The following is a 16,684-nucleotide window of genomic DNA, read 5'->3' as shown; positions in this document are numbered from 1 at the left end:
GAATGCCGCGATGAAGGCCATTAAGTTGATCGGCTTCGGCGCGTTGCTTGCGCTGTTCGTGCTGTTCGCGTTCAACAATTGGACGCGCGTGTCGGTCGACCTGCCCAACGGCTCGATCGTGCTGATCTTCCTGCCGGTGATCGTGCTGGTGTCGATCCTGATCGGCTGGCTGCCGATGCTGCTCGTTCACGTCGCGTCGAAGTCTGCGTGGCGTCGGCGAACGACGCGGGTCGAACGCCTGCTCGACGAGGCTCAGGCGCTGGGGCCGCGCGTCGCCCCGCCGGTCACCGAGCCGATCGTGACGCCGATGCCGTCGAGCTTTCCCCCCGCCGCGTGACGACCAACCCGATCTACGTCGCGATCGATACGAGTGAACTCGCTGCAGCCGAGGCGCGCGCCCGCGCGGTCGCGCCGCATGTCGGCGGGCTCAAGCTCGGCCTCCAGTTCTTCATGGCGCACGGTCCCGACGGGGTGCGCCGGATGCAGGCGTTCGGCCTGCCGATCTTCCTCGACGTCAAGCTTCACGACATCGGCAACACCGTCGCCGGGGCAATGACCTCCCTCGCGCCGCTCGGGGTGGCGATCGTCAACGTCCATGCCTCGATCGGGGTCGAGGCGATGAAGGCGGCGCGCGCGGCGATCGCTCCCGCGACCGCGATCATCGCGGTGACCGTGCTGACCAGCTTCGACGACGGCGACCTCGCCGCGATCGGTGTGACCGCGCAGGTGTCCGATCAGGTTGCGCATCTCGCCAAGATGGCGCGCACCGCCGGGTTGCAAGGGATCGTCTGCTCAGGGGCCGAAGCGGCTGCGACGCGCGCGGCTTGGCCCGACGCGATTATCATCGTGCCGGGCGTGCGGCCTGCGGGCGGCGAGCTTGGCGATCAGAAGCGCGTGATGACCCCGCGTGCCGCAATCGACGCAGGCGCGTCGATCCTCGTTGTCGGCCGCCCGATCACCGGCGCCGCCGATCCCGCCGCCGCCGCCGCCGCGATCGCCGCTTCGCTGTGACCCTCGATATCAAGATCTGCGGGCTGTCGACGCCCGAAGCGATCGACGCCGCCGTCGGTGGAGGCGCGAGCCATGTCGGCTTCGTGTTCTTTGCGGCCTCACCTCGCAATGTCGATCCCGACCGGGCATCGGCGCTTGGCCAGCGGGTGCCGTCGCACGTCACCCGCGTCGGCGTTTTCGTCGATCCCGACGATGCCTTGCTCGACCGCACGGCAGCCGGGCTCGACGCGATCCAGTTGCACGGGCGCGAGACCCCAGCGCGCGTTGCCGAAGTCCGCCGCCGCTACGGCCGCCCGGTGTGGCGCGGTGTCGGCGTCGCCAGCCGCGACGATATCGACGCGGCGGTCGCGGCGTTCGGCGGCACTGCCGACCGATTGCTGTTCGATGCCAAAGCGCCTAGGGGAGCCGCCTTGCCCGGGGGAAACGGCCTGCGCTTCGACTGGCGATTGCTCGACCGCGTCGGTCGCGCATGCTGGGGCCTGTCGGGCGGGCTCGATGCGGGATCGGTGGCGGAGGCGGTGCGGACCGCGCATCCGTCGCTGGTCGACGTGTCGTCGGGAGTCGAGGACGAGCCGGGAGTGAAGTCGGTGGCGAAGATCAAGGCGTTCATCGCCGCAGCGCGGGCCGCGTAATGGCGACGGCAGCAGTAACCGGGAGCGGGCGTCCGAGCCTGCGGACCGGCCCCGACTCGCGCGGGCATTTCGGGGCGTTCGGCGGACGCTATGTCGCCGAGACCCTGATGCCGCTGATCCTCGAACTCGAGGTCGCGTATCGCGCGGCGCAGGCCGACCCGGCGTTCGCCGCCGAGTTCGATTACCTGATGAAGCACTATGTCGGGCGTCCGTCGCCGATGTATTTCGCCGAGCGGCTGACGAATGCGCTTGGTGGCGCGAAGATCTACTTCAAGCGCGACGAGCTCAATCACACCGGCGCGCACAAGATCAACAATTGCATCGGCCAGATGCTGCTCGCCCAGCGGATGGGCAAGACGCGGATCATCGCCGAGACCGGGGCGGGGCAGCACGGCGTCGCCACCGCAACCGTCGCCGCCCGCGCGGGTCTGCCGTGCACGATCTACATGGGCGCGCGCGACATCGCCCGGCAGGCGCCGAACGTGTTCCGCATGAAGCTGCTCGGGGCCGAGGTGCGGAGCGTCGAATCGGGGTCGAAGACCCTGAAGGACGCGATGAACGAAGCCCTTCGTGACTGGGTCGCGAACGTCCACGACACCTTCTATATCATCGGCACCGCCGCCGGGCCGCACCCCTATCCCGAACTCGTTCGCGACTTTCAGTCGGTCATCGGCAAGGAAGCGCGCGAGCAGATCGTCGAGGCCGAGGGCCGCCTGCCCGACGTGCTGTGCGCCGCGATCGGCGGCGGGTCGAACGCGATCGGGCTGTTCCACCCGTTCCTCGACGACGACGTCCGCATGATCGGGGTCGAGGCGTCGGGTCATGGCCTCGATACGACCGAGCATGCCGCAAGCCTCGCCGGCGGGGTGCCCGGGGTACTGCATGGCAACAAGACGATGTTGCTCCAGGACGCCGACGGCCAGATCACCGAGGCGCATTCGATCTCGGCGGGGCTCGACTATCCCGGCATCGGGCCCGAGCACGCGTGGCTCCATTCGATCGGGCGCGTCGAATATCAGTCGGCGACCGACGCCGAGGCGCTCGCGGCGTTCCAGCAGCTGTGCCTGCTCGAGGGCATCATCCCCGCGCTCGAACCCGCCCACGCGCTCGCTGCAATCCGGCGGTTCGCGCCGGGCATGAGCCGCGACACGATCGTTCTCGCCAACCTGTGCGGGCGCGGCGACAAGGACATCTTTACCGTCGCCGAAGCGCTCGGGACCCAGATGTGAGCGATCGCTTGAGCCGACGCTTTGCTGCATGCGCCGCGCAGGACCGTGCCGCGCTCGTCACCTTCGTCACCGCGGGCGATCCCGATCTCGACCGGGGACCGAGCATCCTCGCCGCACTCGTCGCCGGAGGAGCCGACATCATCGAGCTCGGCATGCCGTTCACCGACCCGATGGCCGACGGCCCGGCGATCCAGGCGGGCAATATCCGCAGCCTGATCGCGGGGACGACGCTGCGCGGCGTGCTGGCGATGGTCCGCGCCTTCCGGGCGACGGATGCCGCGACGCCGCTGATCCTGATGGGCTATTTCAATCCGATCCTCGCCTATGGAGTCGAGGCGTTCGCCGCCGATGCCGCCGCCGCCGGGCTCGACGGGACGATCGTCGTCGACCTGCCGCCCGAGGAGGACGCCGAACTCGCGCCGATGCTGACGGGGCACGGTCTCCACAATGTCCGGCTGGCGACGCCGACGACCGATGCGGCGCGACTGCCGACGGTCCTGTCGGGGGCGTCGGGGTTCGTCTATTACGTCGCGGTCGCGGGGGTCACCGGGACCGCGTCGGCCGCCGATGCCGATATCGCCAGCGCGGTCGCGCGGTTGAAGGCGGCGACCAGCCTGCCGATCGCGGTCGGCTTCGGCATCAAGACTCCCGCGCAGGCCGCCGCGGTCGGGCTCCACGCCGACGGCGTCGTCGTCGGCTCGGCGCTCGTGTCGCTGATCGGCGCTGCCGCCGAAACCCGCGCGAACGACCTTCCCGAACAGGTTGAAGCCTTTGTCCGCGGGCTTGCCGACGCTGTCCGCACCGCGCGTATCAGGACCGCCGCATGAGCTGGTTGACCCGCATCCGGCCGCGCCTGACGGCGATGCTGACCCGGCGCGAGACGCCTGAGAACCTGTGGCGGAAGTGCGCCAAGTGCGGCGCAATGCTGTACATCAAGGACTTCGAGGAAACGCTGGGCGTCTGCCCGCGCTGCGGTCACCACGAGCGGATCGACCCGACGACGCGTTTCCACCAGATTTTTGACGGCGATTACAAACGGCTCGATGTCGCCAAGGTGCCCGAGGACCCGCTCAAGTTCCGCGACCAGAAGCGCTACGTCGACCGGCTCAAGACCGCGCGGGCCAACACCGGCGAGCCCGAGGCGATGGTCGTCGCGACCGGGACGATCGGCGGCGAGGCAGCGGTCGTCGCGGTGCAGAACTTCGCCTTCATGGGCGGGTCGATGGGCCTGGGCGTCGGCGAGGCGTTCCTGTCGGGGGCGATGGCGGCGGTCAAGGCAAAGTGCCCGTTCGTGATCTTCACCGCAGCCGGCGGCGCGCGGATGCAGGAGGGCATTCTCAGCTTGATGCAGATGCCGCGGACGACGGTCGCGATCGCCGAACTGCGCGAGGCTGGGCTGCCGTACATCGTCGTGATGACCGACCCGACCACCGGCGGCGTCACCGCGAGCTATGCGATGCTCGGCGATATTCAGATGTCGGAGCCCGGTGCGTTGATCGGGTTCGCCGGGCAGCGGGTGATCGAGCAGACGATCCGCGAGAAGTTGCCCGAAGGCTTCCAGCGCGCCGAATATCTGCTCGACCACGGCATGCTCGACATGGTCGTCCACCGGAAGGACCTCAAGGCGACGCTCGCGCGGCTGATCGGGCTGTTGATGCGGCAGCGCGTGACGCCGCCCGTCGCTCCCGCGGCCTGATCCGGGGCAGGGGGCAATGGAGGCGGCGCGGTCCGACAACCCGGTGCTCGATGCGCTGCTCGCGGCGGCGTTCAAGCTCCATCCGGCGACGATCGACCTCGCACTCGGACGGCTCGAACGCCTGCTCGGGCGGCTCGGCAACCCGCATCTCAAGCTGCCGCCGGTGTTCCATGTCGCCGGGACCAACGGCAAGGGGTCGACGGTCGCGTTCCTGCGTGCCGGGCTCGAGGCGTCGGGGCGGCGGGTCCATGTCTACACCTCGCCGCATCTGGTCCGCTTCAACGAGCGGATACGGCTCGGCGGGGCGATCATCGACGACGCGACGCTGATCACGACGCTGCGCGACGTCCTCGACACCAACGGCTCGGCGGCGATCACCTTTTTCGAGCTGACCACCGCAGTCGCCTTCCTTGCCTTTGCGCGCAGCCCCGCCGACGCGGCGGTGATCGAGGTCGGGATGGGCGGGCGGCTCGATGCGACCAACCTCGTCACGCCGGTCGTCACCGGGATCGCCGCGCTCGGCCTTGACCATCAGCCATGGCTCGGAAACTCGATCCTCGACATCGCCGGCGAGAAGGCCGGGATCGCCAAGCGCGGTGTGCCGCTATTGCTGTCGCGCTATCCCAAGGCGGTCACCGCGCGGATCGCTGAGGTCGCCGGGCTGGCGGGGGCGAAGCTGCGCATCCGCGGCGACGACTGGGACGCCGCGCTGTACGAGGGCGCGCTCCACTACCGCGATATCGATGGCAAGCTCGCGCTACCGCTGCCCCGGCTGACCGGCGCGCACCAGCTCGACAATGCCGCGCTGGCGGTGGCGATGCTCCGCCACCAGAACGCGGTGCCGGTGCCCGATAGCGCGCTGCGTGCCGGGATGGGCTGGGCCGAATGGCCGGCGCGGTTGCAACGCCTCGACCGCGGGCCGCTCGTTGCGACGCTGCCGGCGGGGAGCGAGGCGTGGCTGGACGGCGGGCACAACCCGTCGGCGGGGCGGGTGATCGCCGATGCCTTCCGCGGCCATCCGCTCGCCGAACGTCCGTTCTATCTTGTCGTCGGCATGCTCGACACCAAGGACCCGGCGGGTTTCCTCAAGCCGTTCGCGGGGCGCGCGACGGCGGTCTATGCCGTGCCGATCCGGGGCCATGCGTCGCATCCGGGCGAGACGATCGTCGCGCGGGCGAAGGATACCGGGCTGCCCGGGATTGCCGCCGCCTCGGTCGCCGACGCCCTCGCCGCGATCGCCAAGGGCGCCGACCGCGCGCGCCCGCCGGTGGTGCTGATCACGGGGTCGCTCCATCTCGCGGGCGAGGTGCTCGCGGCGAACGGACAGAGCCCGGCCTGACGGCTTCCCCTCCCCTGAAGGGGAGGGGCGAGAGACACGCTTCTTGGCGTGGCCCGGGGGTGGGGGCTTCTCCAAGCGATGCGGTGCGAGGCGACTGCCCCACCCCCGACCCCTCCCCTAAAGGGGAGGGGAGGAGAAAAGCTCAGTTCGTGTCGTTCGCGCCCGCCGTAAACCGCCCCGCGTACCGCTTGGTAATCCGCTCGACCGGCATCACCACGAACACGTCGACCGTGTTGAACTGCGGGTCGACATACGCCCCGTCGCCGATGAATGCCCCGACGCGGAGGTAACCCTTGACCAGCGGCGGCAGCGCCCGCGCGGTGAGCCGCTGGTCGTAGGCAAGCGCGGTCATCCGGTCCATCGGGACATAATGTTCCGCAAGCGCCCTTGCGCGCAGCTCGGGCGGGGCAAGGTGGTGGTGGTACAGATACGACAGCTCGGCGGCATGGACCCGCGGGTCGGCCCCGTGGAGCGACGCGCAGCCGAACATATGGCCGATGGCGTGGGTCTGGAGATAGCTTGCGATCCCGCGCCACAACAGGGTGATCGTCGCGTTGTTGCGGTACGCCGGGGCGACGCAGCTCCGCCCGAGCTCGAGCAACTGCCCGCCGGTGGTCGACTGCTCGATCAGCGGCGACAGGTCGTATTCGCCCGCCGAATAGAAGCCGTGATTCATCTGCGCGACGACCTGGCGGAGCAGGCGATAGGTGCCGACGACGTGCGGCCCGTCCCCGGGCATGCCGTGGTCGATGACGAGCAGGTGGTCGCAGATCGCGTCATAGGTATCGACGTCGCGCTTGGCCGCGACCATCGCTGGTGACGGCGTCGCGCCCATCTCGTCGTAGAAAATCTGGTAGCGCAGCGCCTGTGCGGCGGCGATCTCGGCCTCCGACGTCGCCAGCCGGACGTCGAGCTGTCCCGACCGGTGGATGTGCGGAGCCCCGGCCAGCACATGCGCCGCCACCGCCGTCGCCTGCTTCGCCGCAAAACCCATGATCACGTCCCCGCGCCGCGCCCAAGTCCGGGCATCTACCGGTGAATTGTTACAGTGTAACTTATACGGGCGGGGCGGGGCTAGCGGTGCCGTTCGGGGTTGTCGCATCACGGGGCGGGGAAACGCGCGGTGCTTCGTCGATCAGCCCGCGCCGAAGCATGTAGAGATAAATCAGAATGCCCGGCAGCGCGGCGACGGTGGTCAGCAGGTAGAACGACGGATAGCCGATCGCGGTGATCAATGCTCCGGTGCTCAGCCCCGCGACGAGCCGCCCGAGAACCGACGCCGCCGCCGACAGCAAAGCGAACTGTGTCGCGGTGAAGCGCAGGTCGCACAGCGCCGAGAGATAGGCGACGACCGCGACGCCCCCGACCCCGCTGCTGAAATTCTCGAAGCCGATCGACGCCGCCATGCCGATGTTGGTATGCCCGGCGACCGCCAATGCGGCGAAGCTGAGGTTCGACACCATCATCAGGATGAGGCTGACGAGGACCGCACGGCGCAGCCCAAGCTGGGTGTAAACGATCCCGCCGACGAATATTCCGACGAGCGTCGCAACGAGCCCGAGCCCGACATCGTAGAAGGCGACCTCGTCCTTGGTGAAGCCGAGGTCGTGGAACAGCAGCCGGAAGCTGAGGTTCGCCAGCGTGTCGCCGAGCTTGTGGACCAGCACGAAGAGCAGGACGAGCAACGCCCCGTCGCGGCGAAAGAAGTCGGCGAGCGGGGCGATCACCGCATCGATAACCGCACTCACGCCGCGCGCGGTATTGGCGACCCGCCGCTGGATCGGCTCGCCGAGCAGCCAGCCCGCCGCGATCGCGGGGAGCGCGAACAGCGACATCGCGACATAGGCGGTCGACCAGCCCTGTCGCGCGGCGATGACGAGCGCGAAGCCGCCCGCCGCCTTCGCCCCGAGCTGCCAGCCGTATTGCGACATGCCCGACCCGACGCCCAATTGTTCGGGGGTCAGCGTCTCGATGCGAAAGGCGTCGATGACGATGTCGTAGCTCGCGCCGAAAAACGCGACCGTCAGCGTCGCCGCGACGACCGGCGCGAGCCCGGCGGCAGGATCGGCGAGGCCGAGCCAGCACACCGACGCCATGACGCCAATGCCGATCACCACCAGCCACGCCCGCCGCTGTCCGATCAATGCCGCCAGCCCCGGGATGCGGAAGCGGTCGATCAGCGGCGCCCAGAGGAACTTGATGTTGTAGAGCAGGAAGGCGAGCGTGAACGCGGTCACCGCCTTCTTGTCGATCCCCGCCTCGGCCAGCCGGGTCGTCAGCGTCGCCGCGATCATCGCGAACGGGAATCCCGACGAAATCCCGAGCAGCAACGCCCCGACCGGCGCGCGCTCGGTATAGGGGCGGATGCCAGCGGGGATGGCAGCGCGCCAGCCGGTCGCGGAGGTCAAAGCGCGCTCTCCGACTCGTTCGCGCGATCGGAAGTTGACGAAGTTGACGCCACGTCGCGATGAAACGCACCCCCGGTGAACTGGGTCGGTGTTTTCGGCTGGGAGCGGAAGGGCGCGGTGTTCATCGAGCGATGTTACCCGCTCGGCTCGCGTGTAGGACAGCGCTAATTGCTGCCCGCTCTCCAATCACCCCGGCGAAGGCCGAGACTCCGCCGTGTCGGCACCGAAGCTCGCGTTGCGGTGAGAGTGGGGCTCCGCCTTCGCCGCGGCGACGGCGAGGGTTGGACGACGATGCTAGCCTTCGTGGGGCTCGCCTTCGTGGAGCGTCACGGTATGAGGGCAAAATGAACCGCCTGCTGACCTTCGATGCCGACGCCTTCGGGGTGATGGCGCTGTGCCTTGGCGCGGCGTTCGTGCTGGGTCTGATTATCGGTCTCGAGCGCCAAATCCGCCAGCGCAGCGCGGGTCTGCGAACGATGGTGCTCGTCTCGCTCGGCGCCGCGGCTTTCACCCTGCTCGGCGGTCGCCTGCTCGGCGGCGAAGGCCAGGTTCGGATCATCGCGTATGTCGTATCCGGGATCGGCTTTCTCGGCGCCGGCGTCATCATGAAGGACGGCGCGCAGGTTCGCGGGCTCAACACCGCCGCGACGCTCTGGGCATCGGCCGCCGTCGGCGCGACGGCAGGCGCGGGGCTGTTGGTCGAAGCGGCGCTGGTGACGGCGTTCGTGCTGGCCGGCAACACGCTGCTTCGGCCGCTCGTCGACCTCGTCAACCGCCAGCCGATCGATACCAGTACGGAGGCGCTTTACCGGGTCCATGTCACCTGTGACCCCGAAGCGGTCGCCGCGGCGCGCGACCTGCTCGATGCCGAACTCGAACGCTTCCATTACCCCGTGCGCGAGGTCGAATTGCTGTCCGACAATGATGATGTCGTCGAACTCGCGGCGATCCTCGTGCCGACGACGGCGATACCGGCCGACCTCGATGCGATCGTCGGCCACCTTGTCGGGCACGACGAGATCGACAGCGCGACGTGGAGCGTCAGCGCGACGACGTAGTTGCTCGCGCGGCATGTGACGCCAGCGCAGCGGCTTCGTGCTTTCACGGTGCGGGCGTGTGCGGTACCATGTGCGCGTGGACCTGCACGCTCCCTTCCGCACCCCGACCGCTGGGCAGCTCGCGCTCGCCGAGGCGATTCCGCGCGCCACAGGGGCCATTGTGAGCGGCACCACCAGCCGGGTTCCAGCGTCGGTCTATACCGACCCCGAACACTTCGCCGCCGAGCAAACCGCACTCCGCCGCCTCCCCGTCGTCGTCGCGCCGTCGGCGTTGCTGCCGGGGCGCAATATGAGCGTCACCCACGACGGCTTCGGCGTCCCGCTGCTCCTCGCCCGCGACGGCAAGGGGGTGCTCCGGGTATTCCTCAACGTCTGCCGCCACCGGGGGACGCGGCTCGTCGAGGCAGACGAGCCGACGACCGCGCCGCGGCTAGTTTGTCCTTATCACGCATGGACTTATGCGCTCGACGGGCGGCTGACCGGGCTGCCGCGGCCCGAGAGTTTCGCCGGGCTCGACAAGGCGTCGCGCGGGCTGGTCGAGATGCCGAGCGTCGAAGCGGGGGGCCTGATCTGGGTCGGACTCGACCGCGACCACGACTATGATTTCAGCCTTGCGAGCGGACCGCTCGGTGCCGACTTCGACGCGCTGGGGTTCGCCGACCAGTATCTGTATCGCCGCCGGACCCATACGGTCGCGTCGAACTGGAAGCTGATTATGGACGCGTTTCTCGAGAGTTATCACGTCACCCGCCTCCACGCCGCGACGATCGGCCCGTATTTTCAGGACGGCGTCACCACCGGCGACACGATCGGCCCCCACGCCCGGTCGGCGGTCGGGCGCGCGGAGAAACTCGACGGGGTCGACTGGAGCGACTGGGGCGCGTTGCGGCGGACGGTGACCTTCGCCTACCAGCTTCTGCCGGGGACGGTGATCGTCGCCTCGCCCGATTATATCAACATCATGACACTGATGCCGCAGAGCGTGAACACGACACTGGTCGAGGATTTCATGCTGATCCCCGAACCCCCGGCGACGCCGAAGGCCGAGGCGCACTGGGACAAGTCGTGGAATTTGCTCGACGGCGGCGTCTTCGCGGGGGAGGATTTTCGCGCCGCCACGCTCGGGCAGCAGGGGCTCGAATCGGGCGCGGTCGACCATGTCTTGCTCGGGGGGATGGAGCAGGGGATCAAGCGCTTCCACGACACGCTGACCGGACTGATGGCAGCCTGAAGGAGACGATGATGACGCCGACGACCATCGCGATCCTCAGCAGCGCCCTCAGCTTCGGCGCGCCGCTCGCGCTTGCGGTCTATGAGATCGTCACGATGCGAAAAGGCCCGCGCGGCGGTGACGACGACCGCCGCCCCCCGGTCATCGGCCCGCAGCCGAAGCCGCTCCCCGACTGCCTGCTGCCGGTCAACCTGCTGCGCCGCGGGCGAATTCCGGACTTCGAAGACGCTTAGCCGGCCGATCGTCGCCGGTGCTGGGTGAAACTATATCGATCGCTGTGGTGTTGCATGTGCGAACCACAGGAGACGGGCATTGGCGGGAACAGCGTTGGTCGTCGGGGCGGGCGGTATCGTCGGCAGCGCGACCGCGACGCTGGCGATCGAACAGGGATGGACAGTGCATGGTCTGGCGCGGCGTCCGACTAACCAGCTTGGGGTGCATCCGGTCGCCGCCGACCTGCAGGACGCCGACGCGACGCGATCGGCACTCTCCGGGGTGAACCCGGACGCGGTATTCATCACGACATGGCTGCGGCAGGACAGCGAGGCGGAGAATATCCGCGTCAACGGCATGATGGTCCGCAACCTGCTTGACGGGCTGCCGAAAGCGACTGCGCCGCGCCATGTCGCGCTGGTGACGGGGCTCAAGCATTACCTCGGGCCGTTCGAGGCGTACGGTAAGGGCGCGCTGCCGCAGACGCCGTTCCGCGAGGAGCAGTGCCGCCTCGACGTCGAGAATTTCTATTACGCGCAGGAGGATGAGGTCTTCGCCGCCGCCGAGCGCGACGGCTTCACCTGGAGCGTCCACCGCCCGCACACCGTCATCGGCAAGGCGGTCGGCAACGCAATGAACATGGGGACGACGCTAGCGGTCTACGCGACGTTGTTCCGTGCGACCGGGCGGCCGTTCTATTTCCCCGGGTCGACCGCGCAATGGGCCGGGCTGACCGACATGACCGACGCGCGCCAGCTTGCCCGCCATCTGCTGTGGGCGACCGAGACCGAGGCGGCGCACGACCAGGCGTTCAACGTCGTCAACGGCGATGTCTTCCGCTGGCAATGGATGTGGAGCCGCATCGCCGACTGGTTCGGGCTCGAGGCCGCCCCGTTCACCGGTGCCGAACATCCGCTGGCGGAACAGATGGCCGACGACGCGGGGCTGTGGCGCGAAATCGCTGCGCGCCACCGACTCGCCGAACCCGACCTCGCGCGCCTCGCGTCGCCGTGGCACACCGACGCCGATCTCGGCCGCCCGATCAAGGTCGTCACCGACATGTCGAAGAGCCGCCGTCTCGGTTTCACCGGGTACGAGCCGACCGACGATGCGTTCTTTGCGTTATTCGAAAGCCTGCGTGCGGACCGCCTGATCCCCTAAGCGACGAGGCATCCGCCCGCCCCGCTTGACCCGCCGCCGCCGCTCCCGCACCACGGCGTCATGCGGGAACCGTCATGAAAAGCACGCGCCTCACCAGCTTCATCCTGGTTGCGCTCGTCCTCGGGCTGGTCACGGGATGGTGGGTCCATTCGGCCTATGCCGCGCCTCAGGCCAAGGCGATCGCCGCCAACCTGTCGATCCTGACCGACGTCTTCCTCCGCCTGATCAAGATGATCATCGCGCCGCTGGTGCTGTCGACGCTGACGGTCGGCATCGCGCATATGGGGGCGAAGGACGGCGGCGCGTCGTTGGGGCGGATGTTCGGGCGGACGCTCGGCTGGTTCATCGTCGCGTCGCTGGTGTCGCTGACGCTTGGCGCGGTGATCGTCAACCTGCTCCAGCCGGGGGTAGGGGTCGGCCTTGCGCTTCCCGCCGCCGACGCCGCGACCGGGCTTGCCAAGACCGCGTTCAACCTCAAGGACTTCGTCACTCACCTCGTGCCAAGCTCGATCTTCGACGCGATGGCGAAGAACGAGGTGCTCCAGATCGTCGTCTTCTCGGTGTTCGCCGGGTGCGGGCTGATCGCGATCGGACCGGCGGGCGCGCCGATCGTCCGCGCACTCGACGCGGTGGCGACGCTGATGCTCAAGGTGACGGGCTACGTCATGTACGCCGCGCCGTTCGCGGTGTTTGCCGCGGTCGCCGGGTCGATCGCGACCGAGGGGCTGGCGATCGTCATCACCTTCGGCAAGTTCATGGGCGGCTTTTACCTCGCGCTGGCAATCCTGTGGGTTTTACTGCTGGGCGCCGGAGCGGCGGTGATCGGACGCGCGCGAACCGGCGGGCTGCTCAAGGCGATCCGCGAGCCGTTCCTGATTACCTTCGCCACCGCGTCGTCGGAGGCGAGCTACCCCAAATTGCTCGAGGCACTCGAGCGTTTCGGCGTCCCCAACCGGATCGCGTCGTTCGTCCTGCCGCTCGGCTATTCGTTCAACCTCGACGGGTCGATGATGTACTGCGCCTTCGCCTCGCTGTTCATCGCGCAGGCGTACGGCATCCACCTCAGCCTCGCCGCGCAGGTCAGCATGCTGCTGCTATTGATGGTGACGTCGAAGGGCATCGCCGGCGTCCCGCGCGCGTCGTTGGTCGTGATTGCGGCGACGCTGCCGTTCTTCAACATCCCCGAGGCCGGGCTGCTGCTGATCCTCGCAGTCGACCACTTCCTCGACATGGGCCGCAGCGCGACCAACGTCATCGGCAACGCCGTCGCGGCGGCGGTGGTCGCGAAGTGGGAGGGGGAACTCGGCGCGACTGAAGACGGGCCGGTGCTCCTTCCCGCGTAGCGGTTAGCGGCGTGAAGCGGATCCGGAGCGCGGGGCAAAACTCCTCGCGGCAGGAGCGTCGGTTGCGCGACGATCAGGGCGATTCGCTCAATTGACCGGCGCATGGCGGCGATAGCTCAACGCCTCGGCAATGTGAATGCGCGTGACTTTATCCGCTCCCGCCAGATCGGCGAGCGTCCGCGCGACGCGGAGCACGCGGTGATACCCGCGCGCCGACAGTCGCAGCGCCTGCGTCGCCTGCACCAACAGCTTCTGCCCCGCGTCGTCGGGGGTCGCGACCGCTTCGAGCAGTTTGCCGTCCGCTTCCGCATTCGTCCGCGTCGTCGTCCCGGCGTAGCGCGCGTTCTGGATCTCGCGCGCCGCCGCGACTCGCGCGCGGACGGTAAGGCTGTCGTCGGTCGGGGGGGGCAGCGTCAGGTCGGCGGCGCTGACCGCGGCGACGTCGACGTGGAGGTCGATGCGGTCGAAAAACGGCCCCGAAATGCGGCTTTGATAGTCCGCCGCGCACTTCGGCGCGCGCGAACAGGCGAGCGCGGCGTCGGCGAGGTGCCCGCAGCGGCACGGGTTCATCGCCGCGATCAACTGCACGCGCGCCGGGTAGGTCAGGTGCGCCGCCGCGCGGCTGACGGTGACCGTCCCGGTCTCGAGCGGCTGGCGCAGCGAATCGAGCACCGCGCGCTGGAACTCGGGCAGCTCGTCGAGGAACAGCACGCCGAGATGCGCGAGGCTGACCTCGCCCGGTCGTGCCCGCGCGCCGCCGCCGACCAGCGCCGGCATCGACGCACTGTGATGCGGCGAGCGGTAGGGGCGGGCGCGGAGGAGTTTGCCGCCCTCCAACTCGCCCGCCATCGACGCGACCATCGACACTTCGAGCGCCTCCGACGGCGTCAGGTCGGGGAGGATGCCCGGCAGCGCGGCGGCGAGGAGCGACTTGCCCGACCCCGGCGGCCCCGACATCAGCAAATTATGCCCGCCAGCAGCGGCGATCTCGAGTGCACGCTTGGCGGTCTCCTGCCCCTTGATCTCGCCCATGTCGGGGCCCGAGCGGACGATCTCGGCGACGCTGCGGATCGGCGGCGACAGCAACTGCGTGCCCTTGAGGTGGTTGATCAGCGTCAGCAGGTCGGGCGCGGCGATGACGTCGACCTCGCCCGCCCACGCCGCCTCGCCGCCCTGTGCCGCCGGGCAGATCAGCCCGAGGTCGTGCGCCGCCGCGTGGAGCGCCGCGAGCAGCACCCCCGGCACCGGCGCGATCCGTCCGTCGAGACCCAGTTCGCCGACGACGAGGAAACCGCTGAGCATCTCGCTATCGAGCAGCCCCATCGCCGCAAGCAGCCCGAGCGCGACCGGCAGGTCGTAATGCGACCCCTCCTTGGGCAGGTCGGCGGGCGACAGGTTGACGACGACGCGCTTCGGCGGAAGCGCGAGACCGATCGCGTCGAGCGTCGCCTGGACACGCTCGCGACTTTCCTTGACCGCCTTGTCGGGCAGCCCGACGATGATGAAGTCGGGCCTTCCGCCGCTGACCTGCACCTGCACGTCGACCGAGCGCGCCTCGAGCCCGAGGAACGCGACCGTCCCGACATGTGCCACCATTTCGTTACGCCCCCGTCACGCCCCGCTCCCCCTGTAGCGGCAAGGTGCGCGCGTGGGCAAATCGCTGGGATCGTTCCGGGTGTGACGCTGTTCACAGCGGATGCATCGGCGCTTGTCCAAATTGCGCCACAGCCTGCCGCTATGGAATTGCTTCAAATGATCCACCAAAGCTTCGTCACCAGCCTGATCCGCAACGAGCCGGCGCGCGTCGCGCAACTCGGGGCCGGACTGGTGCTGATCGCGGTCGCCCCGCCGCTTGCTTTGATCCCGCAGCCGTTCCCGATCGCGATCATCGTCGCCGGTGCCGGGCTCGCGCTGGTGTTGCGCAATTCGAGCTGGGCGCGACGCCGCTATGTCCGCTGGCACCGCCGTCATCCGCGCGCGGGGCGCGTCGCCGATTTCAGCCTGCAGCGGCGCGGGCACCGTGACGTTCGCGATTTGTGGCGCTAAACCTCAAGGGATGATCGCCACCCGAAGTTTGCTTGTTGCCGTATGGCTGCTCGTCGCCGGGTGCAGTGGCCTCCTCGACAAGCACGGGTTCACCGATGTCGTCGAGACGAAACCGAGTCCCGACGGCGCACTGGTCGCCGCGCTCGTCTGGGAGGAGCGCGGCATGGGCAAGCCGCACACCAGCGGCATCGTCGTCGTCGCGAAGGGTGGCGATCCGCTGACCGGAACCGCGGTCCTTCTGCAAAGCGAAGACTTCCGAAACGTCGAATACCGCTGGACCGGGGCGAACGCGCTCGAAATCCGCCTGCCGTGCGGCCAGTGGTCGTCGCTCGCGAACCATTGGCTGCAGCCTGAGACCAAGCGCGTCGTGGAGATCGACTTCCTGTCGCCGAAGGGGTGCGTGGCCAAGCCCGGCACGACCGCGCTGCCCCCCGGCGCGACGCAACCGGCGGCGTTGCAACTGTCGCCGAATTGACTCTTGGCGATCGTGCCGCTAAGCGCACCACCTTGATTTCGGCCCCGAGTTTCGTGGCCGCAACGCGACGCCCGAGGAATGAGCGATGAAGCGGACCTTTCAACCGAGCCGACTGGTGCGAGCGCGCCGTCACGGCTTCCGCGCACGCATGGCGACCCCGGGCGGCCGCAAGGTGTTGGCGAACCGCCGCGCCAAGGGCCGGACCAAGCTGAGCGCCTAGCCGTTTCTGCGGTCCCGGTCGCACAGACGCATATTCCGACGGTTTCGGCGCGCAAGGACTTCCTTGCCGCCAATTCTGGCCGTCGCGCACCGACTCCCGGTTTCGTCCTGCTCGTCCGTCGCCGCGATGACGATGCGCCGATGCGCGCGGGCTACACCGTGACCAAGAAGATCGGCAACGCGGTGATCCGCAACCGGCTCAAGCGGCGGATGCGCGCGCTTGTCCGTCAAGTGCTCCCCGCGAACGGCGTCGCCCACGCCGATCACATCCTGATCGGGCGGAGCGAAGGGCTGACGCGCGGCTTCGACAAGCTCGCCGCCGATTTGATCAAGGCGCTTGCGCGATGCGCTGGCTGATCAACGTCCTGATTGCGCCGATCCGCGCGTACAAGCTCGTGCTGTCGCCACTGATGCCGCCGTCGTGCCGGTTTACCCCGACGTGCTCGACCTATGCGATCCAGGCGATCGAGCGCCACGGCCCGCTCAAGGGCGTCTGGCTTGGCACGAAACGCATTTGCCGCTGTCACCCATGGGGCGGGTCGGGCTATGACCCTGTTCCGGACGCTGCGGCGACCCCACATATCGCCCCGACGCAATGACGCCCCGCCCGACGCCCGCCCAGA

The 16,684-nt window shown here is 68.7% G+C and carries 20 protein-coding genes; 17 read left to right on the top strand and 3 right to left on the bottom strand.

Annotated features, from left to right (window positions below; all coding sequences use genetic code 11):
* Positions 1-10 precede the first annotated feature (10 nt).
* Genes KZX46_RS04755 through KZX46_RS04725 form a run of 7 tightly spaced genes read left to right on the top strand, consistent with a single transcriptional unit; the run spans position 11 to position 5,907 of the window.
* Positions 11-337: a hypothetical protein gene (locus tag KZX46_RS04755; protein ID WP_216708208.1), complete on the top strand. Its 327-nt coding sequence runs from the start codon at positions 11-13 to the stop codon at positions 335-337.
* A complete protein-coding gene (pyrF, locus tag KZX46_RS04750) occupies positions 334-1,011 on the top strand; it encodes an orotidine-5'-phosphate decarboxylase (RefSeq protein ID WP_219775699.1) in 678 nt (225 codons plus the stop codon). Before KZX46_RS04755 ends, pyrF begins: the two co-directional genes overlap by 4 nt.
* Entirely contained in the window at positions 1,008-1,643 is a 636-nt protein-coding gene (locus KZX46_RS04745) for a phosphoribosylanthranilate isomerase (protein ID WP_219775698.1), read from the top strand. The genes pyrF and KZX46_RS04745 overlap by 4 nt, the downstream gene beginning before the upstream one ends.
* The gene (gene trpB / locus KZX46_RS04740) at positions 1,643-2,872 is read left to right on the top strand and encodes a tryptophan synthase subunit beta (protein ID WP_219775697.1); all 1,230 of its coding nucleotides are present in this window, start codon (positions 1,643-1,645) and stop codon (positions 2,870-2,872) included. The genes KZX46_RS04745 and trpB overlap by 1 nt, the downstream gene beginning before the upstream one ends.
* Entirely contained in the window at positions 2,869-3,699 is an 831-nt protein-coding gene (gene trpA / locus KZX46_RS04735; RefSeq protein WP_219775696.1) for a tryptophan synthase subunit alpha, read from the top strand. Before trpB ends, trpA begins: the two co-directional genes overlap by 4 nt.
* Positions 3,696-4,568, top strand: a complete 873-nt coding sequence (accD, locus tag KZX46_RS04730) for an acetyl-CoA carboxylase, carboxyltransferase subunit beta (RefSeq protein WP_219775695.1) — start codon at positions 3,696-3,698, stop codon at positions 4,566-4,568. Before trpA ends, accD begins: the two co-directional genes overlap by 4 nt.
* Positions 4,569-4,584: 16 nt before the next feature.
* Positions 4,585-5,907 (top strand): folylpolyglutamate synthase/dihydrofolate synthase family protein, encoded by a 1,323-nt coding sequence (locus KZX46_RS04725; RefSeq protein WP_219775694.1) that lies wholly within the window; start codon positions 4,585-4,587, stop codon positions 5,905-5,907.
* 142 nt (positions 5,908-6,049) lie between these two features.
* Here KZX46_RS04725 and KZX46_RS04720 read toward each other — a convergent pair whose 3' ends face one another.
* Together KZX46_RS04720 and KZX46_RS04715 are read right to left on the bottom strand one after the other, a co-directional pair.
* On the bottom strand, positions 6,050-6,901 hold the full coding sequence (locus KZX46_RS04720) for a GNAT family N-acetyltransferase (RefSeq protein ID WP_219775693.1): 852 nt from the start codon (positions 6,899-6,901) through the stop codon (positions 6,050-6,052).
* A 61-nt stretch (positions 6,902-6,962) separates the two neighbouring features.
* Positions 6,963-8,315 carry an MFS transporter gene (locus tag KZX46_RS04715; protein WP_226896096.1) on the bottom strand — a complete coding sequence of 451 codons (1,353 nt, stop codon included), beginning with the start codon at positions 8,313-8,315 and terminating at the stop codon, positions 6,963-6,965.
* Positions 8,316-8,659: 344 nt separating this feature from the next.
* On the opposite strand from KZX46_RS04715, the gene KZX46_RS04710 reads away from it, so the two are divergent.
* The 5 genes from KZX46_RS04710 (at position 8,660) to KZX46_RS04690 (ending at position 13,321) form a co-directional block, all read left to right on the top strand.
* Positions 8,660-9,373, top strand: coding sequence for an MgtC/SapB family protein (locus KZX46_RS04710; RefSeq protein WP_219775692.1), 714 nt, complete (start codon positions 8,660-8,662; stop codon positions 9,371-9,373).
* Between the two features lie 76 nt (positions 9,374-9,449).
* Entirely contained in the window at positions 9,450-10,604 is a 1,155-nt protein-coding gene (locus tag KZX46_RS04705) for an aromatic ring-hydroxylating dioxygenase subunit alpha (RefSeq protein ID WP_219775691.1), read from the top strand.
* An 11-nt stretch (positions 10,605-10,615) separates the two neighbouring features.
* Positions 10,616-10,837 (top strand): hypothetical protein, encoded by a 222-nt coding sequence (locus KZX46_RS04700; protein WP_216708216.1) that lies wholly within the window; start codon positions 10,616-10,618, stop codon positions 10,835-10,837.
* Positions 10,838-10,916: 79 nt separating this feature from the next.
* The gene (locus KZX46_RS04695) at positions 10,917-11,978 is read left to right on the top strand and encodes an SDR family oxidoreductase (protein ID WP_219775690.1); all 1,062 of its coding nucleotides are present in this window, start codon (positions 10,917-10,919) and stop codon (positions 11,976-11,978) included.
* Between the two features lie 74 nt (positions 11,979-12,052).
* A complete protein-coding gene (locus KZX46_RS04690) occupies positions 12,053-13,321 on the top strand; it encodes a dicarboxylate/amino acid:cation symporter (protein WP_219775689.1) in 1,269 nt (422 codons plus the stop codon).
* A gap of 87 nt (positions 13,322-13,408) precedes the next feature.
* Here KZX46_RS04690 and KZX46_RS04685 read toward each other — a convergent pair whose 3' ends face one another.
* Positions 13,409-14,917 carry a YifB family Mg chelatase-like AAA ATPase gene (locus KZX46_RS04685; RefSeq protein WP_219775688.1) on the bottom strand — a complete coding sequence of 503 codons (1,509 nt, stop codon included), beginning with the start codon at positions 14,915-14,917 and terminating at the stop codon, positions 13,409-13,411.
* A 156-nt stretch (positions 14,918-15,073) separates the two neighbouring features.
* Between KZX46_RS04685 and KZX46_RS04680 the strand changes: the two genes are divergently transcribed.
* The 5 genes from KZX46_RS04680 (at position 15,074) to yidD (ending at position 16,660) form a co-directional block, all read left to right on the top strand.
* Entirely contained in the window at positions 15,074-15,367 is a 294-nt protein-coding gene (locus KZX46_RS04680; RefSeq protein WP_216708220.1) for a hypothetical protein, read from the top strand.
* Between the two features lie 10 nt (positions 15,368-15,377).
* Positions 15,378-15,842 carry a hypothetical protein gene (locus tag KZX46_RS04675; RefSeq protein WP_219775687.1) on the top strand — a complete coding sequence of 155 codons (465 nt, stop codon included), beginning with the start codon at positions 15,378-15,380 and terminating at the stop codon, positions 15,840-15,842.
* 85 nt (positions 15,843-15,927) lie between these two features.
* Positions 15,928-16,062, top strand: coding sequence for a 50S ribosomal protein L34 (gene rpmH / locus KZX46_RS04670; protein WP_216708834.1), 135 nt, complete (start codon positions 15,928-15,930; stop codon positions 16,060-16,062).
* A 32-nt stretch (positions 16,063-16,094) separates the two neighbouring features.
* Positions 16,095-16,418, top strand: a complete 324-nt coding sequence (rnpA, locus tag KZX46_RS04665) for a ribonuclease P protein component (RefSeq protein ID WP_219776848.1) — start codon at positions 16,095-16,097, stop codon at positions 16,416-16,418.
* The gene (gene yidD, locus KZX46_RS04660) at positions 16,406-16,660 is read left to right on the top strand and encodes a membrane protein insertion efficiency factor YidD (RefSeq protein WP_219775686.1); all 255 of its coding nucleotides are present in this window, start codon (positions 16,406-16,408) and stop codon (positions 16,658-16,660) included. Before rnpA ends, yidD begins: the two co-directional genes overlap by 13 nt.
* Positions 16,661-16,684 lie beyond the last annotated feature (24 nt).

Origin of the sequence: Polymorphobacter sp. PAMC 29334, from assembly GCF_019431245.1 — a bacterium.
In the GTDB taxonomy this organism is placed as follows: domain Bacteria; phylum Pseudomonadota; class Alphaproteobacteria; order Sphingomonadales; family Sphingomonadaceae; genus Polymorphobacter_B; species Polymorphobacter_B megasporae.
This window is presented reverse-complemented; position numbering and strand designations above follow the sequence as displayed.